24 protein-coding genes are annotated in these 24,872 nt (G+C 72.6%); 13 read left to right on the top strand and 11 right to left on the bottom strand.

The genetic code is table 11. The features are described 5' to 3' along the window. Positions 1 to 34: 34 nt before the first annotated feature. Positions 35 to 586 (bottom strand): DUF1003 domain-containing protein, encoded by a 552-nt coding sequence (locus ACFYX3_RS01235; protein WP_389006945.1) that lies wholly within the window; start codon positions 584 to 586, stop codon positions 35 to 37. Then, positions 576 to 1,847, bottom strand: coding sequence for a magnesium transporter MgtE N-terminal domain-containing protein (locus tag ACFYX3_RS01230; RefSeq protein ID WP_116158998.1), 1,272 nt, complete (start codon positions 1,845 to 1,847; stop codon positions 576 to 578). Before ACFYX3_RS01230 ends, ACFYX3_RS01235 begins: the two co-directional genes overlap by 11 nt. 307 nt (positions 1,848 to 2,154) lie before the next feature. Here ACFYX3_RS01230 and ACFYX3_RS01225 point away from each other — a divergent pair, with 307 nt between their 5' ends. Continuing rightward, positions 2,155 to 2,913 (top strand): hypothetical protein, encoded by a 759-nt coding sequence (locus ACFYX3_RS01225; protein WP_389006943.1) that lies wholly within the window; start codon positions 2,155 to 2,157, stop codon positions 2,911 to 2,913. On the opposite strand, the gene ACFYX3_RS01220 is transcribed toward ACFYX3_RS01225, so the two are convergent. Together ACFYX3_RS01220 and ACFYX3_RS01215 are read right to left on the bottom strand one after the other, a co-directional pair. After that, on the bottom strand, positions 2,910 to 3,416 hold the full coding sequence (locus ACFYX3_RS01220) for a hypothetical protein (RefSeq protein WP_382660831.1): 507 nt from the start codon (positions 3,414 to 3,416) through the stop codon (positions 2,910 to 2,912). The two genes, ACFYX3_RS01225 and ACFYX3_RS01220, sit on opposite strands and share 4 nt — an antisense overlap. Positions 3,417 to 3,430: 14 nt before the next feature. Continuing rightward, positions 3,431 to 4,558, bottom strand: coding sequence for a magnesium and cobalt transport protein CorA (locus ACFYX3_RS01215; RefSeq protein WP_116158995.1), 1,128 nt, complete (start codon positions 4,556 to 4,558; stop codon positions 3,431 to 3,433). A 420-nt stretch (positions 4,559 to 4,978) separates the two neighbouring features. Between ACFYX3_RS01215 and ACFYX3_RS01210 the strand changes: the two genes are divergently transcribed. The 4 genes from ACFYX3_RS01210 to ACFYX3_RS01195 all read left to right on the top strand — a co-directional run bounded on the left by ACFYX3_RS01210 (position 4,979) and on the right by ACFYX3_RS01195 (position 8,088). After that, on the top strand, positions 4,979 to 5,563 hold the full coding sequence (locus ACFYX3_RS01210; RefSeq protein WP_376588380.1) for a suppressor of fused domain protein: 585 nt from the start codon (positions 4,979 to 4,981) through the stop codon (positions 5,561 to 5,563). 102 nt (positions 5,564 to 5,665) lie between these two features. After that, positions 5,666 to 6,310, top strand: coding sequence for a DUF6758 family protein (locus ACFYX3_RS01205; RefSeq protein WP_116158993.1), 645 nt, complete (start codon positions 5,666 to 5,668; stop codon positions 6,308 to 6,310). An 88-nt stretch (positions 6,311 to 6,398) separates the two neighbouring features. Next, positions 6,399 to 7,259 carry a PHP domain-containing protein gene (locus tag ACFYX3_RS01200; RefSeq protein ID WP_376588383.1) on the top strand — a complete coding sequence of 287 codons (861 nt, stop codon included), beginning with the start codon at positions 6,399 to 6,401 and terminating at the stop codon, positions 7,257 to 7,259. Between the two features lie 223 nt (positions 7,260 to 7,482). Further along, entirely contained in the window at positions 7,483 to 8,088 is a 606-nt protein-coding gene (locus ACFYX3_RS01195; RefSeq protein WP_359517030.1) for a MarC family protein, read from the top strand. A gap of 89 nt (positions 8,089 to 8,177) precedes the next feature. On the opposite strand, the gene ACFYX3_RS01190 is transcribed toward ACFYX3_RS01195, so the two are convergent. Beyond that, on the bottom strand, positions 8,178 to 8,330 hold the full coding sequence (locus tag ACFYX3_RS01190) for a hypothetical protein (RefSeq protein WP_099054331.1): 153 nt from the start codon (positions 8,328 to 8,330) through the stop codon (positions 8,178 to 8,180). Between the two features lie 176 nt (positions 8,331 to 8,506). Between ACFYX3_RS01190 and ACFYX3_RS01185 the strand changes: the two genes are divergently transcribed. Then, positions 8,507 to 9,442 (top strand): NYN domain-containing protein, encoded by a 936-nt coding sequence (locus ACFYX3_RS01185; RefSeq protein WP_376588385.1) that lies wholly within the window; start codon positions 8,507 to 8,509, stop codon positions 9,440 to 9,442. Here the strand turns inward: ACFYX3_RS01185 and ACFYX3_RS01180 are convergent. Both ACFYX3_RS01180 and ACFYX3_RS01175 read right to left on the bottom strand, forming a co-directional pair. After that, on the bottom strand, positions 9,426 to 10,316 hold the full coding sequence (locus ACFYX3_RS01180; RefSeq protein ID WP_389006938.1) for an alpha/beta fold hydrolase: 891 nt from the start codon (positions 10,314 to 10,316) through the stop codon (positions 9,426 to 9,428). The two genes, ACFYX3_RS01185 and ACFYX3_RS01180, sit on opposite strands and share 17 nt — an antisense overlap. 134 nt (positions 10,317 to 10,450) lie before the next feature. Continuing rightward, positions 10,451 to 13,000 carry a DEAD/DEAH box helicase gene (locus tag ACFYX3_RS01175; RefSeq protein WP_389006936.1) on the bottom strand — a complete coding sequence of 850 codons (2,550 nt, stop codon included), beginning with the start codon at positions 12,998 to 13,000 and terminating at the stop codon, positions 10,451 to 10,453. Positions 13,001 to 13,485: 485 nt separating this feature from the next. Here ACFYX3_RS01175 and ACFYX3_RS01170 point away from each other — a divergent pair, with 485 nt between their 5' ends. After that, positions 13,486 to 14,208: a ferritin-like fold-containing protein gene (locus ACFYX3_RS01170; protein WP_030688588.1), complete on the top strand. Its 723-nt coding sequence runs from the start codon at positions 13,486 to 13,488 to the stop codon at positions 14,206 to 14,208. 23 nt (positions 14,209 to 14,231) lie between these two features. Here the strand turns inward: ACFYX3_RS01170 and ACFYX3_RS01165 are convergent, their stop codons facing one another. From ACFYX3_RS01165 to ACFYX3_RS01150, 4 genes are all read right to left on the bottom strand, one after another. Beyond that, entirely contained in the window at positions 14,232 to 14,501 is a 270-nt protein-coding gene (locus tag ACFYX3_RS01165) for a hypothetical protein (RefSeq protein ID WP_376588390.1), read from the bottom strand. A gap of 179 nt (positions 14,502 to 14,680) precedes the next feature. After that, positions 14,681 to 14,908, bottom strand: coding sequence for a DUF3107 domain-containing protein (locus tag ACFYX3_RS01160; RefSeq protein ID WP_015036001.1), 228 nt, complete (start codon positions 14,906 to 14,908; stop codon positions 14,681 to 14,683). A gap of 179 nt (positions 14,909 to 15,087) precedes the next feature. Next, complete coding sequence (locus tag ACFYX3_RS01155) at positions 15,088 to 15,747, bottom strand: TetR/AcrR family transcriptional regulator (protein WP_093874200.1); 660 nt, start codon at positions 15,745 to 15,747, stop codon at positions 15,088 to 15,090. A 164-nt stretch (positions 15,748 to 15,911) separates the two neighbouring features. After that, positions 15,912 to 16,127, bottom strand: a complete 216-nt coding sequence (locus ACFYX3_RS01150; protein ID WP_389006932.1) for a hypothetical protein — start codon at positions 16,125 to 16,127, stop codon at positions 15,912 to 15,914. A gap of 140 nt (positions 16,128 to 16,267) precedes the next feature. Here ACFYX3_RS01150 and ACFYX3_RS01145 point away from each other — a divergent pair, with 140 nt between their 5' ends. The 6 genes from ACFYX3_RS01145 (at position 16,268) to ACFYX3_RS01120 (ending at position 24,691) form a co-directional block, all read left to right on the top strand. Beyond that, positions 16,268 to 17,233 carry an alpha/beta fold hydrolase gene (locus ACFYX3_RS01145; protein ID WP_389006930.1) on the top strand — a complete coding sequence of 322 codons (966 nt, stop codon included), beginning with the start codon at positions 16,268 to 16,270 and terminating at the stop codon, positions 17,231 to 17,233. A 587-nt stretch (positions 17,234 to 17,820) separates the two neighbouring features. Then, positions 17,821 to 18,849: a DUF3152 domain-containing protein gene (locus ACFYX3_RS01140; RefSeq protein WP_389006928.1), complete on the top strand. Its 1,029-nt coding sequence runs from the start codon at positions 17,821 to 17,823 to the stop codon at positions 18,847 to 18,849. A 355-nt stretch (positions 18,850 to 19,204) separates the two neighbouring features. Then, positions 19,205 to 20,950, top strand: a complete 1,746-nt coding sequence (locus ACFYX3_RS01135) for an ABC transporter substrate-binding protein (RefSeq protein WP_389006926.1) — start codon at positions 19,205 to 19,207, stop codon at positions 20,948 to 20,950. Next, entirely contained in the window at positions 20,947 to 21,924 is a 978-nt protein-coding gene (locus ACFYX3_RS01130; protein ID WP_389006924.1) for an ABC transporter permease, read from the top strand. The genes ACFYX3_RS01135 and ACFYX3_RS01130 overlap by 4 nt, the downstream gene beginning before the upstream one ends. Then, entirely contained in the window at positions 21,921 to 22,910 is a 990-nt protein-coding gene (locus ACFYX3_RS01125; RefSeq protein WP_389006922.1) for an ABC transporter permease, read from the top strand. Before ACFYX3_RS01130 ends, ACFYX3_RS01125 begins: the two co-directional genes overlap by 4 nt. Then, positions 22,907 to 24,691 carry a dipeptide ABC transporter ATP-binding protein gene (locus tag ACFYX3_RS01120; protein ID WP_389006920.1) on the top strand — a complete coding sequence of 595 codons (1,785 nt, stop codon included), beginning with the start codon at positions 22,907 to 22,909 and terminating at the stop codon, positions 24,689 to 24,691. The genes ACFYX3_RS01125 and ACFYX3_RS01120 overlap by 4 nt, the downstream gene beginning before the upstream one ends. The last annotated feature ends 181 nt before the right edge of the window (positions 24,692 to 24,872 follow it).

Here is a 24,872-nt window from a genome sequence, read left to right as displayed (position 1 = left end):
GTACGGCGCGGACCACGGGCCCATGAAAGGGCTGTCAACGGTCGGGTACGTCACTTCCCCGGTCCTCGCCGGACGGGAATAGATCCCGGTGCTCCTCCAGCTCCTTGATCAGGTCCTGGAGCTCCGAGCGGATCCAGTCGCGGGTGGCGACCTCGCCGAGGCCCATCCGCAGCGCCGCGATCTCCCGGGTCAGGTACTCGGTGTCCGCGATCGACCGCTCGTTCTGCTTCCGGTCCTGTTCGAGGTTGACCCGGTCCCGGTCGTCCTGCCGGTTCTGCGCGAGCAGGATCAGCGGGGCCGCGTACGAGGCCTGGAGGGACAGGGCGAGCGTCAGGAAGATGAAGGGGTACTCGTCGAACCTCAGCGACGACGGCGCGAAGACGTTCCACCCGATCCAGACGACGACCGTCAGGGTCATCCAGACCAGGAACCTGCCCGTGCCCAGGAAACGGGCGATCCGCTCCGAGAGCCGCCCGAAGGCCTCGGGGTCGTACTCCGGGAGCAGCCGGGTCCGCCGCTCGCGCGGCAGGTCGAGCCGGATGCGGGGCACGGACCGCTCCCGGTCCTGGGTGCGCTCAGCGGCCATGTCCGGACCCCTCCTCGTGGAACTCGGTCTCCCGCCAGTCGTCCGGCAGCAGGTGGTCGAGCACGTCGTCGACGGTGACCGCGCCGAGCAGCGAGCCGCTCTCGTCGACGACGGGCGCGGCGACCATGTTGTACGCGGCGAGGTAGCTGGTCACGGCCGGCAACGGGGTGTCCGGGCCGAGCGGCGGCAGGTCGCTGTCCACGATCGAGCTGACCAGCGTGAACGGCGGGTCGCGCAGCAGTCGCTGGAAGTGCACCGTGCCCAGGTACTTCCCGGTCGGCGTCTCGTCCGGCGGCCGGCACACGTACACCTGCGCGGCGAGCGCCGGCGACAGGTCCTGCTGGCGGACCCGGGCCAGCGCGTCCGCGACGGTGGCGTCCGGGCGCAGCACGATCGGCTCGGTCGTCATCAGACCGCCCGCCGTGCGCTCCTCGTACGCCAGGAGCCGGCGCACGTCGGCCGCGTCGTCCGGCTGCATCAGGGTGAGCAGCCGCTCCTGGTCCTCCTCGGGCAGTTCGGACAGCAGGTCGGCGGCGTCGTCCGGGTCCATCGCCTCCAGGACGTCGGCGGCGCGCTCCTCCTTGAGCTTGCCGAGGATCTCGACCTGGTCGTCCTCGGGCAGCTCCTCCAGGACGTCGGCGAGCCGGTCGTCGTCGAGGGCGGCGGCGACCTCGACGCGCCGCTTGGGGGAGAGGTGGTGCAGGGCGTTGGCGAGGTCGGCGGGGCGCAGCTTCTCGAAGGTGGCGAGCAGGTTCTCGGCGCCCTGCCCGTGCTCCTCCAGGGAGAAGCCGGTGACGGCCGACCACTCGACGGTCAGCGTCTCGCCCTTGCGGCTCAGGACCCCGCCCTTGCCCTTGCGGACGAAGACCTTGTCGATCTCCCAGTCGCGACGGGCGGGCAGCTGCTGGATGGCGACGTCGAGGACGGTGACCTCCTCCCCGGACTCCACGAGGGTCACGCGCCGGTCGAGGAGCTCGCCGAGGACGAGCCGCTCGGTGGGGCGCCGCTCGAAGCGCCGCATGTTGACGACGCCGGTGGTGATGACCTGGCCGGAGGCGACGCCGGTGATCCGGGTCATGGGGACGAAGACGCGGCGGCGGCTCAGCACCTCCACGACCATGCCGAGCAGCCGGGGCGGCCTGCGGCCGACGCGGAGCATGGCCACGAGGTCGCTGACGCGGCCGACCTGGTCGCCGACGGGGTCGAAGACGGGGACTCCGGCGAGATGGGAGACGAAGATCCGGGGGGCGCCTGCCGCCATGCCACGCGCCTCCTCGGTGCCGCACGATTCGAGTCGCCGATGCGAGTTTTCGCAGAGCTTTGCCGGGGATTGCAGAGCTTTGCCGGGTTCAGGCTAGCCCGTGCCGTTCCGCCCCGCCCCGGCAGCGCCTCCGTACGGCTGCCTGCGGGGCCCTTCACCCGTCCCGGGTACGCTGCGGTCTGCCGTTCCCCCCATCGGCCCCCCGGCGCCGGACCCGGCCCCTCCGCCCGGTCGGAGCGGGGCCGCCCCCCGGCATCCCCGTACGGGCCGCGCCCGTCGCCCCCCCATGACACGAGAGGCAGCGCAGATGACCGTTCGTACTCCGGCATCGCGTATCCGCAGGGCCGTCACGCCCCTGGCGCTCTGCGCCGGACTGACGGTGGGACTCACGGCCTGCGCCGCGGACCCGGACGAGGGGACGAACGGGGTGGGGAGACTCTCCCCGCCCGAGATCGAGAGCAAGGCGCAGACCGCGGCGGACGCGGCGAAGGCGGTACGGCTCTCCGGCACGCTCGTCAGCAAGGGCGGCACGTTCAAGCTGAACATGCGCCTCAAGCAGGACGGCGCCACCGGCTCGGTGACGACGAAGAACAGCACCTTCGAGCTGCTGCGGGTCGGCGACGCGCTCTATCTGAAGGCCGACGCCGGGTTCTGGGACCACGACGACCAGGCGACCCACGGGGCCGCGGAGGCGGGTTCCGAGGCCGCCGACACGCTCGGCGACAAGTACGTGAAGGTCCCGCAGGGCGACCCCTCGTACAAGCAGCTGCGCGGCTTCACCGAGATGGGGCCGCTCCTCGACGGTCTGATCGGCCTGCACGGCGAGAAGGTCAAGGGCGACCGGGACCAGATCGGCGGGGTCCGCACGGTCAAGGTCAAGGGCGGGGCCGACGGCGAGGGCGGCACGCTCGACGTGTCCCTGGACGGCGTGCCGTACCCCGTGCAGTTCGCGCGGGGCGGGGGAGCGGGCGTCGTGGTGCTGTCCGAGTGGAACAAGGACTTCCCGCTGGCCGCGCCGTCGAAGGAGGAGACCCTCGACTACGGCAAGCAGCTGCCCCGTACCTAGCGCTTCCTCTTGCGGAGCAGCAGCTTCGGCAGGCCCGCCGGGATCGGCCGGCGGGTGTTCGCCGCCGTCGGCAGCGGGACGGCGGCCAGGGAGCCGTCCGGGAGCTCCGTGGTCGAGGAGCGGGGATCGAGGCGCACCACGCGGCACTCGCGCGCCCAGCGCTCCGGCATGGCCTCGCCGTCGGAGGCGTTGAGCCGCTTGCCCTTCAGCTCGGCGACCGCCGCGTCCCACTCCTCCGTACCGGGGGAGACCTCACGGACGGCGGCGGTCCAGGCGACGAGCCGGCCGCCCTTGTCCTTGCTGCGGACGGTCACCTCGGCCGTGCCGCCGTCCACCAGGCCAGGCAGCGGCTGCTCGCCCGGGCCGTCGCCGACGACGTGCGCGGCGCCGTCGTGCCAGACGTGCCAGAGCGCGCGGGCGGGGCCGGTGCCCCGTACCCAGACGAGGCCGGACTTCTTGGTGGCCTCCTCGACGAGGGCGGACCCGAGCAGCTCTTCTGTCATGGCCCGAAGCCTATCTACAGCCAGCCGTTGCGCTTGAGGGTGCGGTGGATGGTGAAGCAGATGACGGCGATGGCGCCGAGCACCATCGGGTAGCCGTACTTCCACTCCAGCTCCGGCATGTACTTGAAGTTCATGCCGTACACGCCGCAGACCGCCGTGGGGACGGCGACGATCGCCGCCCACGAGGTGATCTTGCGCATGTCCTCGTTCTGCGCGACGGTCGCCTGCGCCAGGTTGGCCTGGAGGATCGAGTTGAGGAGCTCGTCGAAGCCGACGACCTGCTCCTGGACGCGGGCGAGGTGGTCGGCGACGTCCCGGAAGTACTTCTGGATGTCGGGGTCGACGAGCCGCATCGGCCGCTCGGAGAGCAGCTGCATCGGGCGCAGCAGCGGCGTGACGGCCCGCTTGAACTCCAGCACCTCGCGCTTGAGCTGGTAGATCCGGCCGGTGTCGGCGCCGCGGGTGGAGCCCTTGGCGGCCGGCGAGAAGACGTCGATCTCCAGCTGGTCGATGTCCAGCTCGACGGCGTCGGCGACCGCGATGTAGCCGTCGACGACGTGGTCGGCGATGGCGTGCAGGACCGAGGAGGGGCCCTTGGCGAGGAGCTCCGGCTCGCCCTGGAGGCGGTGGCGGAGGTTGCGCAGGGAGCCCTGGCCGCCGTGCCGGACGGTGATGACGAAGTCGGGGCCGGTGAAGACCATGACCTCGCCGGTCTCGACGACCTCGCTGGTCGCGGTGAGTTCGGCGTGCTCGACGTAGTGGATGGTCTTGAAGACGGTGAAGAGGGTGTCGTCGTACCGCTCCAGCTTGGGCCGCTGGTGGGCGTGGACGGCGTCCTCGACGGCGAGCGGGTGCAACCCGAACTCGGCTGCGATACCGGCGAATTCGGCCTCGGTCGGCTCGTGCAGGCCGATCCACGCGAAGCCGCCGCTCTCCCGTACCTGGCGCATCGCGCCGCGCGGCGTCAGGCAGGCGCGGTCGTCGACCCGGCGTCCGTCGCGGTAGACGGCGCAGTCGACCACGGCGCTGGAGGCCGAGTGGTCACGGGTGGGGTCGTACGAGGTGTACGTGGTGGGGGTCTTGCGGAGGGTGTGCCGCAGGCTCGGGCGGACGGCGGCGGTGAGGTCGCGGATCATCGACATGGCTGTGCTCCTTCACGGATCAGCCGTCGGCGCGAGCATGGCACAGCCCGGAATGGGGACGGAGACGTGCGTCGTCCACAAAGCGGGCGGCACCGAAGGGGGCGCGGTGACGGCGGTCGCTACAGACAGGGAAAGGCGAAAATTGCTCTTCCGTCGTGCGAGATGCCGGAGGGGCGGGTCCGTGCCGGACCCGGACGTCACCGGAAAGAGAGCACCGGGCTGGGGTGCGGAGCGGCGGAAGAGCGGCTGGTACTGCCCGATCGACTTCGGTCCATCGCAGTCCCACCTCCTCCGGCCGGTCCCTTGTGAGGGATGACGTGTGACGAGCAGTCGGGAATCCCGACCAGTGGCCAACACTATCAGCCGACAGAGGGTCAATCCCTTCCTTTGCCCGTTCCATACGCGATCTATGCTCCCCGCATGGGAGAAGTTCTTGCACTCGTCGAGGCCCGGCTGCGTACGGCGCTCGGCGAACCGGACGCGCGGGCCGCGGTCACCTTCCTCGGCACGGACCGGATCGAGGTGTTGCGCTTCGTCGACGGCGACCTCGTGCGGTACGCGACCCTCGGGATGTCCGCGCAGCCGATGGCCGATCCGACCTCCGCGCTCGCCGACCCGGTGAAGGGCCCGCGCGCGGAGCTCGTCCTGACCGTACGGGGCGGGCTCGCCGACACCGACAAGGTGCTGCGCCCGCTCGCGGTCCTCGCGGCCACCCCGCAGGTCGAGGGCGTCGTCGTGGCCCCCGGCGCCTCGCTCGACGTCGGTGACCCGCTCTGGCCCGGCGCCCCCTTCAGCTCGGTGCTCGTCGCCGAGTCGGGCGGTCTGGTCGAGGACCTGGACCTCGACGAGCCCATGGACCCGGTGCGCTTCCTGCCGCTGCTCCCGATGACCTCCAACGAGGCCGCGTGGAAGCGGGTGCACGGGGCGAAGGCCCTGGAGGAGCGCTGGCTGGCCAAGGGGACGGACCTGCGCGATCCCCTGCGCAGGTCCGTGGATCTGGACTGAACCGTCGGCGGCGGATGCCCTGGGTGAACGGTCCGGGCCGGACGGGTGATCGTTCGCGGTCGTCCTTGACGCGGGGCGGAAGAGCTAGGACCGTTGAGACCTATGAGGGGCGAACCCAGTTGTCCGAAGTGCGGTGGCCGGGTCAGGGCGCCCGGTCTCTTCGCCGACTCCTGGCAGTGTGATGTGCACGGCTCGGTGCACCCGCTCCAGCCCGTGATCCCGCCCAGCGTCGAGGGCCTCGGGGTCGTGGTGAACAGGTCCCACGTCCCGGTGTGGATGCCGTGGCCCCTTCCCGTCGGCTGGCTCTTCACCGGAGTGGCGTACGCCGGGGACGACCGCAGCGGCGGACGCGCGACGGCCGTCGCCTGCTCGGGGCCCGGCCCGCTCGGCGGGATCGGCGAGCTGCTCCTGGTCGCCGAGGAGCTCGGCGTCGGACTCGGCGCGCGGTACGCCGGCATCGACGGTCTCGATCCCGGCTCCGGCATGGCCATCGACAAGCCGCCCCAGGTGAAGATGCTCGCCGCCGGGCGGCCCACGCCGCTCTGGCACGTCACCGGCGCCCCGCAGGACCGCGCGGTCTTCGCGGGCGAGGCGCGCGGCCTGTGGCTGTGGGCGATCGTCTGGCCCGAGCAGTCCGGCCTCCTCATGTACGACGAGCTGGTTCTGACGGACCTGCGGGACGCCGGGGCCGAGGTCGACCTGCTGCCCTGCGGCGCGCTCACCCCGAGGCTGCTCGGCCAGGGGTGAGCTCCGTGACGTTCCGTACGGGCGTGTTCGATTCGCCCGTTATGCTGGAGCGTCCCTCGTCCGTGCCGAGCCCCTGGAGTACCGCGTCGTGCGCATCGATCTGCACACCCACTCCACGGCCTCCGACGGCACGGACTCCCCGGCCGACCTCGTCCGGAACGCCGCCGCGGCCGGTCTCGACGTCGTCGCGCTCACGGACCACGACACCACCCGCGGCCACGCCGAGGCGCTCGCGGCCCTGCCGGAGGGCCTGACCCTCGTCACCGGCGCCGAGCTGTCCTGTCGGATGGACGGCATCGGGCTGCACATGCTCGCGTACCTCTTCGACCCCGAGGAGCCCGCGCTCCTCGCCGAGCGCGAGCTCGTCCGCGACGACCGGGTGCCGCGCGCCCGCGGCATGGTCGGCAAGCTCCAGGAGCTCGGCGTCCCCGTCACCTGGGAGCAGGTCGCCCGGATCGCCGGCGACGGCTCCGTGGGCCGCCCGCACGTCGCCGAGGCGCTCGTCGAGCTCGGGGTCGTCCCGGACGTGTCCGGCGCGTTCACGCCCGAGTGGCTCGCCGACGGCGGCCGGGCGTACGTGGAGAAGCACGAGCTGGACCCGCTCGACGCGATCCGCCTCGTCAAGGCGGCCGGCGGGGTCACCGTCTTCGCGCACCCGCTCGCCGTCAAGCGCGGCCAGGTGTTGCCGGAGGCCTCGATCGCCCGGCTCGCCGAGGCCGGACTCGACGGCATCGAGGTCGACCACATGGACCACGACGAGGCGACGCGGGCCCGGCTGCGTGGACTCGCGAAGGAGCTCGGCCTGCTGACGACGGGCTCCAGCGACTACCACGGCAGCCGCAAGACCTGCCGCCTCGGCGAGTACACCACCGACCCCGAGATCTACGGCGAGATCACCCGCCGCGCTTCGGGCGCCTTCCCGGTCCCGGGCGCCGGCGGACCGCGCTAGCCCCGTAAGGGCCCCTTCCCGCCGCTCCTCGTGGCGGCGGCCGGTCGCCGTGCCCGCCGCCTCCGGCGGCGGCGCGCGCCCCCTCCGCACTCCGTCTCACGCCGCCCGTACGGCTCCGTGCCGTGCCCCGGTGGCGCGCTCCCCATGCCCTGACGCCGGAATCTCGGATTCCGCCCCGTAGGGGTACACCCCACCGTTCCACCTCCCGCAAGGCAACCCCACCGTGTTCGACGTCGCCGTCTTCGGCTCGCTGTTCCTCACCCTCTTCGTCATCATGGATCCCCCCGGGATCACCCCGATCTTCCTCGCGCTCACCTCCGGCCGCCCGGCCAAGGTGCAGCGCCGGATGGCCTGGCAGGCCGTCTGCGTCGCCTTCGGCGTCATCACCGTCTTCGGCCTCCTGGGCCAGCAGATCCTGGACTACCTGCACGTCTCCGTGCCCGCGCTGATGATCGCGGGCGGTCTCCTGCTGCTGCTCATCGCGCTCGACCTGCTCACCGGCAAGAACGACGAGCCCAAGCAGACCAAGGACGTCAACGTCGCCCTCGTCCCGCTCGGCATGCCCCTGCTCGCCGGGCCCGGCGCGATCGTCTCGGTCATCCTCGCCGTGCAGAACGCCGACAGCGTCGCCTCGCAGGTCTCCGTGTGGACCGCCATCGCCGCCATGCACGTCGTGCTCTGGCTGACCATGCGGTACTCGCTGCTGATCATCCGCGTCATCAAGGACGGCGGCGTCGTCCTGGTGACCCGGCTCGCCGGCATGATGCTCTCCGCCATCGCGGTGCAGCAGATCATCAACGGCGTCACCCAGGTGATCCAGAACGCCTGAGGCCCTTCAGAACCCACTGCGCCCCCGTACGGATTCCGCTGCTGCGAAGTCCGTGCGGGGGCGCGGTGCGTGGTGTGGAACCCGGCCTGTTACGAGGCCGAGGTCTCGGCGGGGCGGATCCAGATGCGCTGGCCGATCGCGGCGGCCTGCTGCACGATCCGATTGACGGAGGCGGCGTCCACGACGGTCGAGTCGACAGGCGTGCCGTCGATGTCGTCGAGTCGCAGGATTTCGAAGCGCATGGGCTTCTCCCTTCGTCTGAGTTGATCCTCCTGGGCGGAGAACTGCGTTACACAGGGGTCCAACGTCATGCATCCTGCAAACATTCCTTACGCTAAGGAAAATTTTCGGATGGCTAACTACCGGCGGGTAGGGGGATGTGGCGGCCGGGCCCCGAGCGGCGGACAATGAGCCCCGTATGAACGACGCAGACACCACCCAGCCGACCGCGACCGACACCGACGCCCGCCTGCACGCGCTGGACGCCCGCCTGGAGCGCACCAATGAGCTCCTGCAGCGGATGCTGGCCGAGGTGGCCAAGACCCCCTCGACCCACGCCATCTTCGTCGACGCGGGTTACGTCCATGCTGCGGCCGGGTTGCTGGTTGCGGGCACCGAGGACCGGCGCTCCTTCGACCTCGACGCCGAGGGCCTGATCGAGGCCTTCATCGACAAGGCCCGCACGATCTTCGCGGACAGCAGACTCCTCCGCGTCTACTGGTACGACGGGGCCCGCCGCCGCATCCACACCCCCGAGCAGCAGGCCATCGCCGAGCTCCCCGACGTCAAGGTCCGCCTCGGCAACCTCAACGCCAACAACCAGCAGAAGGGCGTCGACTCCCTCATCCGCACCGACCTGGAGTCCCTCGCCCGCCACCGCGCGATCAGCGACGCCGCCCTCGTCGGCGGAGACGAGGACCTCGTCTCCGCCGTCGAGGCCGCCCAGGGCTACGGGGCCCGCGTCCACCTCTGGGGCATCGAGGCCGCCGAGGGACGCAACCAGGCCGAGGCGCTGCTCTGGGAGGTCGACAGCCAGCGCACCTTCGAGCTGGACTTCTGCCGCCCGTACGTCACGCGCCGCCCCGTCACCACGTACGAGAACGAGGGCGAGCCGCCGCCCTCCCGTGAGGAGGTGCGCTTCGTCGGCGCCCAGATCGCCGCGACCTGGCTCGCCGAGCGCGGCCGGGACCGGCTCGCCGAACTCCTGCCCGGCGCGCCCTACCTGCCCGGACCCGTCGACCAGGACCTGCTCGTCGAGGCCGAGCGCCTCCTCAGCCGCTCCCTGCGCGGCCACGCCTCGCTCCGGCGCTCCCTGCGCGACGGCTTCTGGCAGCACCTCAAGGCGCAGTACTGACCACCCTGGCCGGGCTGCTCGCCTCCTCCCAGAAGCCGGTCAGGCGGTCCGCCAGCTCCTGGGGGTGCGACACGTTCGGGGAATGGCCCGCGCCCGCCACGACCGTGTGGTGCGCACCGGTACGGGCGGCCGCCGCGCGGAGGTCCGCCGGCGCCCACACCATCTCGTCCGCCCCGTACGCGACGTGCAGCGGCATACGGAGCGCGGCGAGGCCCTCCGTGCCGTCCTGACGGTCCAGCAGAAGCCGCCCCGCGCCCGCGAGTTGGGCGATCCGGGTACGCATCCAGCGGCGCCGCAGGAAGCCCGCGAGCTCCGGCGCGTCGTCCGTGTCCGGCTCCTCGCCCCGGCTGTCCAGCCAGCACATCGCCTGCCACACCCGCTCCTTCGGCAGCACCGCGAGCGAGGCCCGCAGCACCCGCACCCGGATCCGCTGCGGCCTGGCCACCCTGCCAGGGCCCGAGGACAGCAGCGTCAGCGAGCTGAACGCGCCCGGCGCGAGGGCGGCCGCCGCGCGCGCCACCAGGCCCCCGAACGAGTGGCCGAGCAGATGCACGGGCCCGTCCCCGAGCGCCGCCGCCTGCGCCACCGCGTCGAGCGCGAGCGCCCTGCGGCGGTAGGCGGCGCGGCCCCGGGGCCCCGGGGACTCGTTCTGCCCACGCCCGTCCACGGCCACGGCCCGGTACCCGGCCTCGCTCAGCGGCCCGAGCAGCCCGAGGAAGTCCTCCTTGCTGCCGGTGTAACCGGGCAGCAGCAGCACCGTGCCCCGCCGCGCACCCGCCGCCGCGGTGTCGAGCACGGCGAACGGCCCGCGCGCGGTCTCCAGGCGGTGGACACGGGTGCGGGGCGGGAGGACGAGGGAACGGGGCTTGCTCATATCTGGACTGTAACGGCGCGGGAGCCCACGCGGCGCGCCGGTCTCCGGCGCGGGGTGCGGCCCCGCACGGGGGCCGTACGGCCGAGCGGCCCGGCCCCTGGTGGGGGCGGGCCGCTCGGTGGTGGAGGCGCGGGTCAGCTCTCGGGCTGAGCCGCAGCCTTCTTCGTCGTGCGACGGCGGGGAGCCGCCTTCTTCGGGGCCTCCTCGGTCGCCGGCGCCTCGACCTCGGCCGCGACCGCCTTCTTGGTCGTACGACGGCGGGCCGGAGCCTTCGGCTCGGTCTTCGGCGCGGACGCCTCGGGAGCCTCGGCCGCGACCGCCTTCTTGGTCGTGCGGCGGCGGGGAGCGGCCTTCTTCGGGGCCTCCTCGGCCGCCGGCGCCTCGACGGTCTCGGCGACCGGCTCGGCTGCCGCGGCCTTCTTCGTCGTGCGGCGACGCGGGGCGGCCTTCTTCGGGGCCTCCTCCACGACGGTCTCGGCGACCGGGGCGGCGACCGGGGCGGCGATGACGATGACCTCGCCGGTGGACTCGGCCGTCGCCGGGGACCCGGCGGGACGGCGGGCCGTACGGCGGCGGCGCGGCTCCGGCTCCTCCGCGACCGGGGTCTCGACGACCGGCTCGGCGGCCGGGGCCTCGGCCACCGGCGCCTCGGCGGTCACCGGGGACCCGGCGGGACGGCGGGCGGTGCGGCGACGACGCGGCGCGGGGACCTCGGCGACCGGGGTCTCGACGACGGGCTCGGCCACCGGGGCGGCGACGGCCTCGACGACCGGAGCCGTGGCGACGGGCGCCTCGACGACCGGCTCCGCGACGGCCTTCTTGGCCGTGGCCGTACGGCGGCGCGGAGCCGCCTTCGGCTCCTCGACGACCACCGGGGCGGCCTCGACGACCGGCGCCTCGACGGACCGCTCGGCCATCAGCGCGACCGCGGCGGACTCGGGCGTCTGGAACGTCACGGTCTCCTCGGCCTGGCGCACCACCCGGGCACGGCGGCGGCGCGGGGCCGGAGCCGGGGCCACGGGGGTCCGCTCGACCCGAGCGGTGACCGGCTCGGCGGTCGCCGGGCGGGCGGCACGGCTCCGGCGACGGGGGGCCTTCGGCTCCTCCGCCTTCGGCTGCTCGACGGCCGGGGCCGCGGCGACCGGGGCCGTGAAGACGGGCGCCTCGACCGGGGCCTCGGCGGTCCGCGTCTCGGCGACGGGGGCCTCGACGACCGGCGTCTTGACCGGAGCCTCGGCGGCCTGCGCCTCGACGACCTGCGCCGTCACGCGGGTGCGACGGCGGCGGCGCGGGGTGCGCGGGCCCGGCTCCGCGGGGGTCTCGTCCGACGGGGTCTCGACGGCCGGGGTCTCGACGGCCGGGGCCGCCGACACCGGGGCGTCGTCGAGGTCGCTGCCGCCGCGGGTGCGGCGACGCTGGCGCGGGGTCCGCGTACGGGCCGGGCGCTCCTCGGTCCTCTCGGCGGCCTTCGGGCCGCGGCCGCGGCGGCCGCCGGGCTCGCCCAGGTCCTCCAGCTCCTCCGCGCCCAGACCCGCGCGGGTCCGCTCGGAGCGGGGCAGGATGCCCTTGGTGCCCGCCGGGATGTCCAGGTCCTCGTAGAGGTGCGGCGACGAGGAGTACGTCTCGACCGGCTCGTGGAAGTCCAGCTCGAGGGCCTTGTTGATGAGCTGCCAGCGCGGGATGTCGTCCCAGTCGACCAGCGTCACGGCCGTGCCCTTGGCGCCCGCGCGGCCGGTGCGGCCCACGCGGTGCAGGAACGTCTTCTCGTCCTCGGGGGACTGGTAGTTGATGACGTGCGTGACGCCCTCGACGTCGATGCCGCGCGCGGCGACGTCGGTGCAGACCAGCACGTCGACCTTGCCGTTGCGGAAGGCGCGCAGCGCCTGCTCGCGGGCGCCCTGGCCCAGGTCGCCGTGGACGGCGCCGGAGGCGAAGCCGCGCCGCTCCAGCTGCTCGGCGATGTCGGCCGCCGTGCGCTTCGTACGGCAGAAGATCATCGCGAGCCCGCGGCCGTTGGCCTGCAGGATGCGGGAGACCATCTCCGGCTTGTCCATGTTGTGCGCGCGGTACACGTGCTGCTTGATGTTCGCGACGGTCGCGCCCTCGCCGTCGGGCGAGGTGGCCCGGATGTGCGTGGGCTGCGACATGTAGCGGCGGGCCAGGCCGATGACCGCGCCCGGCATGGTCGCCGAGAACAGCATGGTCTGGCGCTTCGGCGGCAGCATGTTGATGATCTTCTCGACGTCGGGCAGGAAGCCCAGGTCGAGCATCTCGTCGGCCTCGTCGAGGACGAGGACCTTCACGTGCGAGAGGTCGAGCTTGCGCTGGCCGGCCAGGTCGAGCAGACGGCCGGGGGTGCCGACGACGACGTCGACGCCCTTCTGCAGCGCCTCGACCTGCGGCTCGTACGCCCGGCCGCCGTAGATGGCGAGCACACGGACGTTGCGCACCTTGCCGGCGGTCAGCAGGTCGTTCGTGACCTGCTGGCACAGCTCGCGGGTGGGGACGACGACGAGCGCCTGCGGGGCGTCGGTCAGCTGCTCGGGCCGGGCCCGGCCGGCCTCGACGTCCGTCGGGACGGTGACGCGCTCCAGGATGGGGAGGCCGAAACCGAGGGTCTTGCCCGTGCCGGTCTTCGCCTGGCCGATGACGTCGGTGCCGGTGAGGGCGACCGGAAGGGTCATCTCCTGGATGGGGAAGGGGGTGACGATGCCGACGGCCTCCAGGGCCTCGGCCGTCTCAGGGAGGATTCCGAGTTCTCGGAAAGTCGTAGTCAGGGTGCTGCCTCTTCTGTGAGACGCGGCGCGAGGCGAACGAAGGGGGTCGTACCGTGCCTGGATCTTCCGGGGGATCGGGGGAGATCACCGCCGGGTGGCACGGGACCACTGCCGTCGCTCGAGCGTCGTACCGCTGAGGGTGACCCTTCCGCGGGTCCGCCGGAAGGGCTGTCGGGCCGGAGCCGATCGGGCCACCGACCGGGCATCCTCATTCATGAGTCGGCCCACCGGGTACGTCCGAACGTGCGAAAGCATGTCCGCATACTCAGCAGGCGCCTTACCACTGTACCCCGGATTCGCGCATGTGTGTCGGGAGAAAACGTGATGAGGGCACGGTCACAGTGACTGACCAGGGCCTTCCCGGGCCTCCCGAGCGGGCTATTGTGCGCTTCATGGAGACGCCTGACAACGCCACACCCACCGGGATCGCCGCCAAGGACTGGGCGGAGGCTTCCGCCGAGCCGCAGTACCGCGCCGCCGTGATCGACCTCCTCGGCGCCCTCGCCTACGGAGAACTCGCGGCCTTCGAGCGGCTCGCCGAGGACGCCAAGCTGGCGCCGACCCTCGCGGACAAGGCGGAGCTGGCGAAGATGGCCTCGGCCGAGTTCCAGCACTTCGAGCGGCTGCGCGACCGCCTCGCGGCCGTCGACGCCGAGCCGACCTCGGCCATGGAGCCCTTCGCGAAGGCGCTCGACGACTTCCACCGCCTGACCGCGCCGTCGGACTGGCTGGAGGGCCTGGTCAAGGCGTACGTGGGCGACTCGATCGCCAGTGACTTCTACCGTGAGGTCGCGGCCCGCCTGGACTCCGACACGCGTGGGCTCGTCCTCGCGGTGCTCGACGACACCGGCCACGGCAACTTCGCGGTGGAGAAGGTCCGCGCCGCGATCGACGCCGACCCGCGCGTCGGCGGCCGGCTCGCGCTCTGGGCGCGCCGCCTGATGGGCGAGGCGCTCTCGCAGGCCCAGCGGGTGGTCGCCGAGCGCGACGCGCTCTCGACGATGCTGGTCGGCGGTGTCGCGGACGGCTTCGACCTCGCGGAGGTCGGCCGGATGTTCTCCCGCATCACCGAGGCCCACACCAAGCGCATGGCGGCCCTGGGCCTCGCGGCCTGAGGCACTTCAGGAGAGTGCGCCGGTCAGACCGCGGCTGATCGGCGCAGTCTGCGTGAGGCCGGGCGGATCAGCAGCGAGAGCAGCACCGCCGCCACGGCCACGGCGCCGATCAGGGTGGCGAGGAAGTGGCCAGGGCCGAGCGCCCCGTGCGTCACGAGCGCACCGAAGACGCCGCCGAGCGTCCCGGTCAGGAGCACGATCGCCCGGACGGGGAGGCGGTCGGGCAGCCGGAGCACGGCGGCCCAGGCCAGCGCGAAACCGAGCAGGGCGGAGCCGAGGGCTTCCAGGAACACGTCGGATCACCTCGCGAGGGGTGCTGCGGGGCGGGCGTTGCGGTCATGGGCGTCCTACCCCCGGCGTCCGGAACGCAATCCTTTCGTACCCCCTGACGTGGGAGTATCAGAAGTACGGACAGACGAAAGGCCCGGTGGACCGAAGCGGTCCACCGGGCCTTTCCCGTCAGATCCGGGGCTCAGAGCGCGCCGAAACCCACGCGGCGCACGGCGGGCTCGCCGAGCTCCACGTACGCGATCTTCTCGGCCGGGATGAGGACCTTGCGGCCCTTCTCGTCCGAGAGGCTGAGCAGCTGCGCCTTGCCGGCCAGCGCGTCGGCCACCGCGCGCTCGACCTCCTCGGCGGACTGCCCGCTCTCCAGAACGATCTCCCGGGGTGCGTGCTGCACGCCGATCTTGACCTCCACGGCTATGTCCCTCCGAACGGTCAGCGTTGCGCGATTACCCGCGCCGTACGCAGCACACATTAGCCCGGTGAGGGGACCCGCACGGGTCAGCCGCCGCACGCCAGGAGCGAACAGCCTCCGATGGGGGTCCCCCTGCTCGAGCGAAGCCGAGAGCTTGGGGGAGCGGCGCGCAGGAGCGCTCAGTGGCCCTCTGCGCTCAGCTGGCCGTCCACCGGGTGCAGCGGGAAGCCCGCGATGCCGCGCCAGGCGAGCGAGGTGAGCAGGCCGACCGCCTTGTCGCGGGGGATGCCGGACCCGCTCGACAGCCAGTACCGGGCCACGACCTGGGAGACGCCGCCGAGGCCGACGGCGAGCAGCATCGACTCGTCCTTCGACAGGCCGGTGTCCTCGGCGATGACGTCGGAGATGGCCTCGGCGCACTGCAGGCTGACCCGGTCCACGCGCTCGCGTACGGCGGGCTCGTTGGTCAGGTCGGACTCGAAGACGAGACGGAACGCGCCGCCCTCGTCCTCCACGTACGCGAAGTACGCGTCCATCGTCGCCGCGACCCGGAGCTTGTTGTCCGTGGTGGAGGCCAGCGCCGTGCGCACGGCCTGCAGGAGGGCCTCGCAGTGCTGGTCGAGCAGCGCGAGGTAGAGCTCCAGCTTCCCGGGGAAGTGCTGGTACAACACCGGCTTGCTGACACCGGCCCGCTCGGCGATGTCGTCCATGGCGGCGGAGTGGTACCCCTGGGCGACGAAAACCTCCTGGGCCGCGCCGAGCAGCTGGTTCCGTCGGGCACGTCGCGGCAGGCGCGTGCCCCGAGGGCGTGCTGCCTCTGTCTGCTCGATGGCGCTCACGCGGCCTCCCAAAAATCGATCCATGCGCGCTGTCGCGCCGCGCCGCCATCGTACTTTTGGGTAACCCGGCTGTGCGCGGTGCGAACGCAGAATTTCACGGACCGGACGCCCTGGTCGACAGTCGATTCAAGATTAAACCGAACAAATCTGCGGGATTCGCGTGCTCACCGGTAGTCGTCCTCGTCGAGGGTGACCACCCGCGCCTGTTCGGACACGTCGGCCTCGTTCGCCGAGTCGCGCTCCAGACGGGTGGGCTGCTCGTCCTCGCGCTGCTGAAGTTCGGTGTGCTGCTCGGCAGCGTCGGCCTCCGGGATTTCCTGGTCCAGCACGTCGTCCTCTTCCTCGGTGAATGTGTCCGGCTCGCTCGGATCGGCAGTCATGAGGTTCCTTCCGGGGGTGCGGGTCGCGGTGCTCCCGATGGCCCTCTCTTCGAGCCTAGGAGCGAACGCGCCATGCCGCATACGCACCTGTGACGGCACCCACACACGTCGGCGCGTGATCGTCTCGTAATATTGCGGCCATGTCCTCGACCGAGCTGCCGGAAACCCGGACCGCCGCCGCCTCACCCGCGTCGCCGGTCCGCGCCGTACGGGTCGCCGACGGCGAGGAGCTCCGCTCCGTCGCGCTGCCCGGACTCACCCTCACCGTGCGCGCCCGGCCGGGGAACCGGCCCGGACTGCCGCCCGCCCTGTACGTCCACGGCCTCGGCGGCTCCTCGCAGAACTGGTCCGACCTCATGCCGCTGCTCGCGGACCAGGTCGACGGCGAGGCGGTCGACCTGCCCGGCTTCGGCGACTCGCCGCCGCCCGACGACGGCAACTACTCGGTCACCGGGCACGCCCGCGCCGTCATCCGGCTCCTGGACGCCGCCGGACGCGGACCGGTCCACCTGTTCGGCAACTCGATGGGCGGCGCCGTCGCCACGCGCGTCGCCGCCGTCCGGCCCGACCTGGTCCGCACCCTCACGCTGATCTCCCCGGCCCTGCCCGAGCTGCGCGCCCAGCGCACCGCCTGGCCCACCGCGCTGCTCGCGGTGCCCGGCGTCGCCTCGTTCTTCGCGAAGCTCACCAAGGACTGGACGGCCGAGCAGCGGGTCAAGGGCGTCCTCTCGCTCTGTTACGGGGACCCCGGCCAGGTCACCGAGGAGGGCTTCCGGCACGCCGTGGAGGAGATGGAGCGGCGCCTGGAGCTCCCCTACTTCTGGGACGCGATGGCCCGCTCCTCGCGCGGCATCGTCGACGCGTACACCCTCGGCGGACAGCACGGACTGTGGCGTCAGGCCGAACGGGTCCTCGCCCCGACGCTGCTGGTCTACGGTGGGCGCGACCGGCTCGTCTCGTACCGGATGGCCCGCAAGGCGGCCGCCGCCTTCCGCGGCTCGCGCCTGCTGAGCCTCCCCGAGGCGGGGCACGTGGCGATGATGGAGCACCCCGAGACGGTCGCCCAGGCCGTCCGGGACCTGATCGCCGATCACGGCGGGAGCTGATCCGGGGCGTGGGACGACATAGTCGCAAGGGCGCCGCGCCCTCGGTGCCCGACACCGGGCCGCAGCCACAGGCGGGGACGCCCCCGACGGGCATCCAGCCCGGTACGGGCCCCCAGCCCGGTACGGGCCGCCGCCGCCGGACACCGGGCGGCCCCGGCGCCGACCGGGGCGCCACGACCCAGGGCTACGGGACGCCGGCACACGGCACACCGATGTACGGGACTCCGGCGCAGGGAACGCCTCAGTACGGGGTCCCGCAGTACGGGGCTCCGACGCAGGGGGGCCCGCGACAGGGCATGCCGCGACCCGGCGCTCCCGTGCAGGGGACTCCCGCGCACGGGACTCCTCAGTACGGGGGCCCGGCCCAGGGGACCTCGCGCCCCGGCGCCCCGCGACCTGCCGCGCCCGCGCAGGGGACTCCCGCGCACGGGACTCCTCAGTACGGGGGCCCGGCCCAGGGGACCCCCCGCCCCGGCGCCCCGCGACCCGGTGCTCCCGCGCCGTACGGCACTCCCGCGCACGGTGCCCCGCAGGGTCGGCACGCCACGCCCGCTCACGGCACCCCCGCGTTCGTCGGCCAGGCGCCTGTGCACGCCGCGTCCGGGACGCCCGCGCACGGTGTGCCCGTCTACGCCGCGTCCGTGCGGGGCGGGCACCCCCAGCACGACGAGGCCTCCGCGCCGCGCCCCGGGGTCTACGCTCCCCGCCGCGCCGCCGCCACCGAACTCGCCGAGCCCGAGGCGCCGTTCATCCCCGCACCGCGGCGCGAGGAGGACAGCACCGACGCGGAGGCGCCGGCGGGCCGGGGCGGCCTCGGCCGTACGCTCACCGGCGTCGCGGCCGCAGCCGTCGCCACCGTCCTCGCCGTCGTCGTCACCGGACAGGTCGCCGACCGGGACGAGACCCCTCCCGCGCGCGCCGCGGGGCAGCCGAGCGAGCGGCCCACGGACGACTCCGCCTCCCGCTCGGACGACCGTGCCCTCCCGACGAAGCCGGCGCCCGCGGCCACCCCGCCGACGTACGAGCAGCTGATGACCCACCAGTTCCCGATCGACCCGAAGCTGAAGGGCTCCGGGGAGTTCGAGACCGTGCCGGGCCTGCAGAAGGCGCCCGGCAAGGGGAAGCTGATCCGCTACCGGGTCGACGTCGAGAAGGGGCTCGGTCTCGATCCGAAGCTCTTCGCCGACGCCGTGCAGAAGACGCTCAACGACAAACGCAGCTGGGCCGGCAAGGACGAGATGGCCTTCGAGCGCATTTCCAGCGGCGATCCGGAGTTCGTGATCACCCTCGCCAGTCCGGGGACCACCGGCGCGTGGTGCGCGAAGTCCGGTCTCGACACGACCGTCGACAACGTCTCCTGCGACTCCGCCTCCACCCAGCGCGTGATGATCAACGCCTTCCGGTGGGCGCAGGGCTCGGTGACCTTCGGCCCGAAGGCGATGTACGCCTATCGCCAGATGCTCATCAACCACGAGGTCGGACACCGCCTCGGGCACGGCCACGTGAGCTGCCGCACACCGGGTGCGCTCGCCCCCGTGATGCAGCAGCAGACGAAGTCCCTGGACATCGACGGGATCAAGTGCCGCCCCAACCCCTGGGTGCATCCGACGAGTTGACGGACCGTCCGGTCTGCTGGTGTCCGCATCCCGAGACGCCTGTCTCGGGATGGCGCGGATGCGCGTTGACATCGCTCACGCGTTCGTCCATATTTCTCGGCATGTCGCACCGTCACGCCGTTTCCGATAGCGCCGCCCTTGAGCTGGCGCTCTTCGGCGTGACCGGACACACGGTCGCCGACATTCTCTGTAGCTGACGCAGCCCGAGCGCTCGTCGGCTTTCCTTTTTCTCGCCGCGCCCGGGTTTTCTCATTCCCGCAGGCGCCGTTCTCCCTTTCGGGCTGTTTCCCGTGCCTGCGGAATTCTCTTTCTCTTTCCCGCAGTTCGCATTTCACCCCCGAGAGGTCTCCTTCCGATGCGTCATTCGTCCGTCATCTCGCGCCGCGTGGCAGCGGCCGCCGTCAGTGTCGTCCTGGCCTCGGGCGCCGCCGCCTGCGGCCCCGAGGACGCCGGCGCCAAGGGCGGTACCTCCGGCAAGGCCGCGGGCGCCCCGCAGAAGGGCGGCACGCTGACCGTCCTCAACAACGAGGCCCAGACCGACTTCGACCCGGCCCGCCTCTACACCTCGGGCGGCGGCAACGTCCCCTCCCTCGTCTTCCGTACGCTCACCACCCGCAACCGCGAGGCGGGCGCCGCCGGCACCCAGGTCGTCCCCGACCTCGCCACCGACACCGGCCGCCCCAACAAGGACGCCACCGAGTGGACGTACACGCTGAAGGAGGGCCTGAAGTACGAGGACGGCACGGCCATCACCAGCGCCGACATCAAGTACGGCATCGAGCGCTCCTTCGCGGCCGAACTCTCCGGCGGCGCCCCCTACCTGCGCGACTGGCTCGTCGGCGGCGACACGTACCAGGGGCCGTACAAGGCTGCATCCGATGGAAAGAGGGGGAAGGGGCTCGCGTCCATCGTCACCCCCGACGCCCGGACCATCGTCTTCAAGCTGAAGAAGCCCGAGGGCGAGTTCCCCTTCGTCGCCACCCAGACCCAGTTCGCCCCCGTCCCCAAGGCCAAGGACACCGGTGCGAAGTACGAGGAGCACCCCGTCTCCTCCGGTCCGTACAAGGTCGTGAAGAACGACAACGACGGCGAGCACCTCGTCCTGGAGCGCAACGAGCACTGGGACCCGAAGACCGACGAGGAGCGCAAGGCCTACCCCGACCGGATCGACGTCAAGTCCGGGCTCGACGAGGCCGTCATCAACCAGCGCCTCGCCACCTCCTCCGGCGCCGACTCCGCCGCCGTCACCACCGACACCAACCTCGGCCCCGCCGAACTCGCCCAGGTGGGCTCCGACAAGGCGCTCGCCGCGCGCGTCGGCACCGGCCACTTCGGCTTCACCAACTACATCGCCTTCAACCCGAAGGTGAAGCCCTTCGACAACCCGAAGGTCCGCCAGGCGATCTCGTACGCCGTCAACCGCACCAGCGTCGTCAACGCCGCCGGCGGCTCCGCGCTCGCCGAGCCCGCCACCACCTTCCTGCCCGAGCAGAAGGCCTTCGGCTTCACGCCGTACGACCACTTCCCGGCCGGGAAGACCGGCGACCCGGAGAAGGCCAAGCAGCTGCTCAAGGAGGCCGGCTACCCGAACGGCCTCACCGTCACGCTGCTGCACTCCACCGCCCAGAACCGCACCACCAGCCCCGAGATCGCCACCGCAGTCCAGGAGGCCCTCGGCAAGGCCGGCATCACCGTCAAGCTCGACGGGCAGGAGCCCAACGCCTTCAACGAGAAGCGCTGGAGCGTCAAGGACGCCCCCGGCTTCTTCCTCTCCCGCTGGGGCGCCGACTGGCCGGCCGGCGGCCCGTTCCTCGCTCCGATCTTCGACGGACGCCAGATCGTCACCGACGGCTCCAACTACAACCACGCGCAGCTGAACGACCCGGCGGTCAACAAGGAGATCGACGAGATCAACAAGCTGACCGACCTCAAGGCAGCCGCCGCCCGCTGGGGCGCCCTCGACAAGAAGATCGGCGAGCAGGCCCTGGACGTGCCGCTGTTCCACCCCGTCTACAAGCGGCTCGTCGGCACGGACATCAAGAACGTCGTCATCAGCGACTGGACCGGCGTCCTCGACATCTCGCAGGTCGCGGTCAAGTGACCGCGCTGACCGACGCGCCGGCGCCCGTGGCGGGACTTCCCGCCACGGGCGCCGCCCGGCAGGTGTGGCGACGGCTCCGCACCCGCCCGGCCGCCCTCGCCTCCGCCGCCGTACTCCTCCTGCTCGTCCTCCTCGCCCTCGCCGCGCCGCTCCTCGCCGCCCTCGCGGGCCAGGACCCGCACACGTACCACGACGACCTCGTCGACTCCGCCCGCGGCGGCGTCCCGTACGGCTCCTTCGGCGGGGCGAGCGCCGACCACTGGCTCGGCGTCGAACCCGGCACCGGCCGCGACCTGTTCGTACGCCTCCTCTACGGCGCCCGGATCTCGCTGCTCGTCGCCCTCGGCGCCACCGTCGTCCAGGTCCTCGTCGGAGTGCTCGTCGGCCTCGCCGCCGGCCTCGGCAACCGCTGGGTCGACGCCACCCTCGGCCGGATCACCGACGCCTTCCTCGCCCTGCCGTTCCTCGTCCTCGCCATCGCGCTCACCGCCGTCGTCCCCCGTGACTTCCCGCGCCCGCTGCTGCTGATCCTGGTCATCGGGCTCCTCGGCTGGGCCGGCACCTCCCGGATCGTGCGCGCCCAGACCCTCACCCTCAAGAGCCTCGACTTCGTCGCCGCCTCCCGGCTCGCCGGCTCGGGCCGGTGGCGGACCGCCCGGCGCGAACTGCTGCCCTCGCTCGCCGCGCCCGTCATCACGTACGCCGCGATCCTCGTCCCCACCAACATCGTGACCGAGGCCTCGCTCTCCTTCCTCGGCGTGGGCGTCACCCCGCCCACCCCCTCCTGGGGGCAGATGCTGTCCACCGCGCAGACCTGGTTCCGGGCCGACCCGGCGTACGTCCTGCTCCCGGCCGGACTGCTCTTCACGACCGTGCTCGCCTTCACCGTCCTCGGCGACGCCGTCCGCACCGCCCTCGACCCGCGCGAGGCCGGCCGGCTCGGCATGGGCACACGCAAGGAGGCCTCCCGATGACCCGCTACGTCCTCAAGCGGCTCGCGGGCGCCGCACTCGTCCTCCTCGCTCTCTCCGTCCTGGTCTACGCGCTGTTCTACGTCATGCCCGGCGACCCCGCCCGGCTCGCCTGCGGCGAACGCTGCAACCCGCAGCAGATCGCCCAGGTGCGGGAACAACTCGGCCTCAACCAGAGCGTGTTCGCCCAGTACCTGCACTTCCTCCAGGGCGTCTTCGCCGGCCGCGACTACTCCGGCGGCACCGGAGTCCTGCACTGCGACGCGCCCTGCCTCGGCCTCTCGTACCAGAACGACCAGCAGGTCACCGAGCTCATCCTGGAACGGCTGCCCGCCACCGCCTCGCTCGCCCTCGGCGCCATGGTGATCTGGCTCGTCATCGGCATCGGCACCGGGCTGCTCTCCGCGCTCCGGCGCGGCGGACTCACCGAGCGGACCCTCACCGTGCTCACCCTCGCCGGCACCGGAACGCCCGTCTTCATCCTCGGCCTGCTGCTGCTCATGGCCGTCTGCGCCTACCTCCGGTGGCTGCCCTTCCCGACGTACGTGCCGCTCGGCGAGGACCCCGAGCAGTGGGCCTGGAACATGCTGCTGCCCTGGCTCGCCCTCGGCTTCTTCGAGTCGGCCAAATACGCCCGTCTGACGCGGAGTTCGACGCTGGAGACGCTCGCCGAGGACCACATCCGCACCTTCCGCGCGTACGGGGTGGGGGAGCGGTCCGTCGTCACCCGTCACGCCCTGCGCGGCGCCGTCCCGCCAGTCATCGCGCTCAGCGCCATCGACCTCGGCACCATGTTCGGCGGGGCCGTGCTGACCGAGTCGCTCTTCGGCATCCCCGGGCTCGGCAAGACCCTCATCGACGGCGTCCGCCACGTCGACCTGCCGGTCGTCGTCGGCATCGTGCTCCTCACCGGGGTCGCCGTGGTCCTCGCGAACGTCGTCGCCGACCTCCTCTACGCCCTCGCCGACCGAAGGGTCGCCCTGACATGACGCTCCCCACCACCCCGCTCGTGGAAGTCGACCGGCTCTCCGTCGAGTTCGACGGCGCCGTACGCGCCGTCGACGGCCTCTCCTTCACCCTGGAGGCCGGCCGCGCGCTCGCCCTCGTCGGCGAGTCCGGCAGCGGCAAGTCCACCGTCGCCGGCGCCCTCCTCGGCCTCCACCGCGGCACGGGCGCGAAGGCCGGCGGCACCGTCCGCGTCGGCGGCATCGACGTCGGCACCGCCGGGCCCGCAGAGCTGCGCAGGCTGCGCGGTGGAGTGGCGGCGATGGTCTTCCAGGACCCGCTGTCCGCGCTGGATCCGTATTACTCGGTGGGGGAGCAGATCGCGGAGGTATATCGGATCCATCATCCTGGATCCAGGATCCAGCAGGTTGGATCCACGATCCGGCGGTCTGGATCCACGATCCGGCAGTCTGGATCCAAGATCCAGCAGGTTGGATCCGGAATCCAGGATGTTGGATCCAAGATCCACCAGCCTGGATCCACGATCCATCGTCCTGGATCCAGAAAGGCCGCCCGGGCCCGCGCCATCGAAGTCCTCGACCGCGTCGGCATCCCCGACGCCGCCCGCCGCTCCCGCTCCCGCCCCCACGAGTTCAGCGGCGGCATGCGGCAGCGCGCACTCCTCGCCATGGCACTCGCCTGCGAGCCGCAGCTGATCGTCGCCGACGAACCCACCACCGCGCTCGACGTCACCGTGCAGGCCCAGATCCTCGACCTGCTGCACGAGCTGCGGCGCGAGACCGGTACCGCGCTGCTCCTCGTCACCCACGACGTGGGCGTGGCCGCCGAGAGCGTCGACGAGGTGCTCGTCATGCGCCACGGCCGCGAGGTCGAGCGGGGCCCCGTCGCCGGGGTGCTCGGCGCGCCCTCGGCGCCGTACACGCGTGCACTGCTCTCCGCCGTGCCCCGGCTCGACGGGCCGACCCGGGCCACCCCCGAGAAGAAGGGGGAGACGCTGCTCGAAGCGGTCGACCTGCGGCGGGAGTTCGGGCGGGGCAAGGCCGCCGTGACCGCCGTCGACGGGGTCTCCCTCACCGTCCGCGCCGGCGAGACCCTCGGCGTCGTCGGCGAGTCCGGCAGCGGCAAGACCACCCTCGGCCGGATGCTCGTCCGCCTCCTCGACCCGACCGGCGGCGAACTCCGCTACCGGGGCGAGGAGATCGGCGGGCTGCCCGACAAGCGGCTGCGCCCGTACCGCCGCGAGCTCCAGATGGTCTTCCAGGACCCGGTCTCCTCCCTCAATCCCCGCCGCTCCGTCGGCGAGTCGATCGCCGACCCGCTGCGCGTGGCGGGGGAGCGGGACGAGACCCGGATCCGGGGCCGGGTGCGGGAGCTGCTCGACCGGGTGGGACTCGACCCCGACCGGTACGGGGCCTATCCGCACGAGTTCAGCGGCGGCCAGCGCCAGCGCGTCGGCATCGCCCGCGCGCTCGCCGCCGAACCCCGCCTGATCGTCTGCGACGAACCCGTCTCCGCGCTCGACGTCACCACCCAGGCCCAGGTCACCGCCCTGCTCGCCGAGCTCCAGGCGGAACTCGGCCTCGGGCTCGTGTTCATCGCCCACGACCTCGCCGTCGTCCGGCAGGTCGGCGACCGGGTCGCCGTCATGCGCGCGGGCCGGATCGTGGAGCAGGGCACGGTCGCGGAGGTGTACGGGGCACCCCAGGATCCGTACACCCGGCAGCTGCTCGCCGCCGTCCCCTCCCTCGACCCGGTCCTCGCGGCCGAGCGCAGGGAGCGCCGCCAGGAGCTGGCCGCTGCCTGACCCTCCGTGATCGTTCGGCCGCGTACCGCGACAGAACGCGACCAGGGTGGGAAAGTTACGTGCATTCACCCCTTCCGGTGGTGGGGGGGGCCCCCCCCCCCCCCCCCCCCCCCCGGCCCCCCACCCCCCCCCCCCCCCCCGGCGCCCCCCCCCCCCGGGGGCCCCCCCCCCGGCCGGCGGC

This window comes from Streptomyces sp. NPDC002463, from assembly GCF_042889835.1.
Taxonomy (GTDB): Bacteria; Actinomycetota; Actinomycetes; order Streptomycetales; family Streptomycetaceae; genus Streptomyces; species Streptomyces nymphaeiformis.
Note: the sequence above shows the minus strand (reverse complement) of the source record. Positions and strands in the feature narration are given on the sequence as shown.

What these genes read in the sequence shown, in the direction of transcription:
- ACFYX3_RS01235 (WP_389006945.1), bottom strand. Translation starts at nt 586, where the DNA reads ATGGCCGCTGAGCGCACCCAGGACCGGGAGCGGTCCGTGCCCCGCATC.
- ACFYX3_RS01230 (WP_116158998.1), bottom strand. Translation starts at nt 1,847, where the DNA reads ATGGCGGCAGGCGCCCCCCGGATCTTCGTCTCCCATCTCGCCGGAGTC.
- ACFYX3_RS01225 (WP_389006943.1), top strand. Translation starts at nt 2,155, where the DNA reads ATGACCGTTCGTACTCCGGCATCGCGTATCCGCAGGGCCGTCACGCCC.
- ACFYX3_RS01220 (WP_382660831.1), bottom strand. Translation starts at nt 3,416, where the DNA reads ATGACAGAAGAGCTGCTCGGGTCCGCCCTCGTCGAGGAGGCCACCAAG.
- ACFYX3_RS01215 (WP_116158995.1), bottom strand. Translation starts at nt 4,558, where the DNA reads ATGTCGATGATCCGCGACCTCACCGCCGCCGTCCGCCCGAGCCTGCGG.
- ACFYX3_RS01210 (WP_376588380.1), top strand. Translation starts at nt 4,979, where the DNA reads ATGGGAGAAGTTCTTGCACTCGTCGAGGCCCGGCTGCGTACGGCGCTC.
- ACFYX3_RS01205 (WP_116158993.1), top strand. Translation starts at nt 5,666, where the DNA reads ATGAGGGGCGAACCCAGTTGTCCGAAGTGCGGTGGCCGGGTCAGGGCG.
- ACFYX3_RS01190 (WP_099054331.1), bottom strand. Translation starts at nt 8,330, where the DNA reads ATGCGCTTCGAAATCCTGCGACTCGACGACATCGACGGCACGCCTGTC.
- ACFYX3_RS01185 (WP_376588385.1), top strand. Translation starts at nt 8,507, where the DNA reads ATGAACGACGCAGACACCACCCAGCCGACCGCGACCGACACCGACGCC.
- ACFYX3_RS01180 (WP_389006938.1), bottom strand. Translation starts at nt 10,316, where the DNA reads ATGAGCAAGCCCCGTTCCCTCGTCCTCCCGCCCCGCACCCGTGTCCAC.
- ACFYX3_RS01175 (WP_389006936.1), bottom strand. Translation starts at nt 13,000, where the DNA reads ATGACCCTTCCGGTCGCCCTCACCGGCACCGACGTCATCGGCCAGGCG.
- ACFYX3_RS01170 (WP_030688588.1), top strand. Translation starts at nt 13,486, where the DNA reads ATGGAGACGCCTGACAACGCCACACCCACCGGGATCGCCGCCAAGGAC.
- ACFYX3_RS01150 (WP_389006932.1), bottom strand. Translation starts at nt 16,127, where the DNA reads ATGACTGCCGATCCGAGCGAGCCGGACACATTCACCGAGGAAGAGGAC.
- ACFYX3_RS01145 (WP_389006930.1), top strand. Translation starts at nt 16,268, where the DNA reads ATGTCCTCGACCGAGCTGCCGGAAACCCGGACCGCCGCCGCCTCACCC.
- ACFYX3_RS01135 (WP_389006926.1), top strand. Translation starts at nt 19,205, where the DNA reads ATGCGTCATTCGTCCGTCATCTCGCGCCGCGTGGCAGCGGCCGCCGTC.
- ACFYX3_RS01125 (WP_389006922.1), top strand. Translation starts at nt 21,921, where the DNA reads ATGACCCGCTACGTCCTCAAGCGGCTCGCGGGCGCCGCACTCGTCCTC.
- ACFYX3_RS01120 (WP_389006920.1), top strand. Translation starts at nt 22,907, where the DNA reads ATGACGCTCCCCACCACCCCGCTCGTGGAAGTCGACCGGCTCTCCGTC.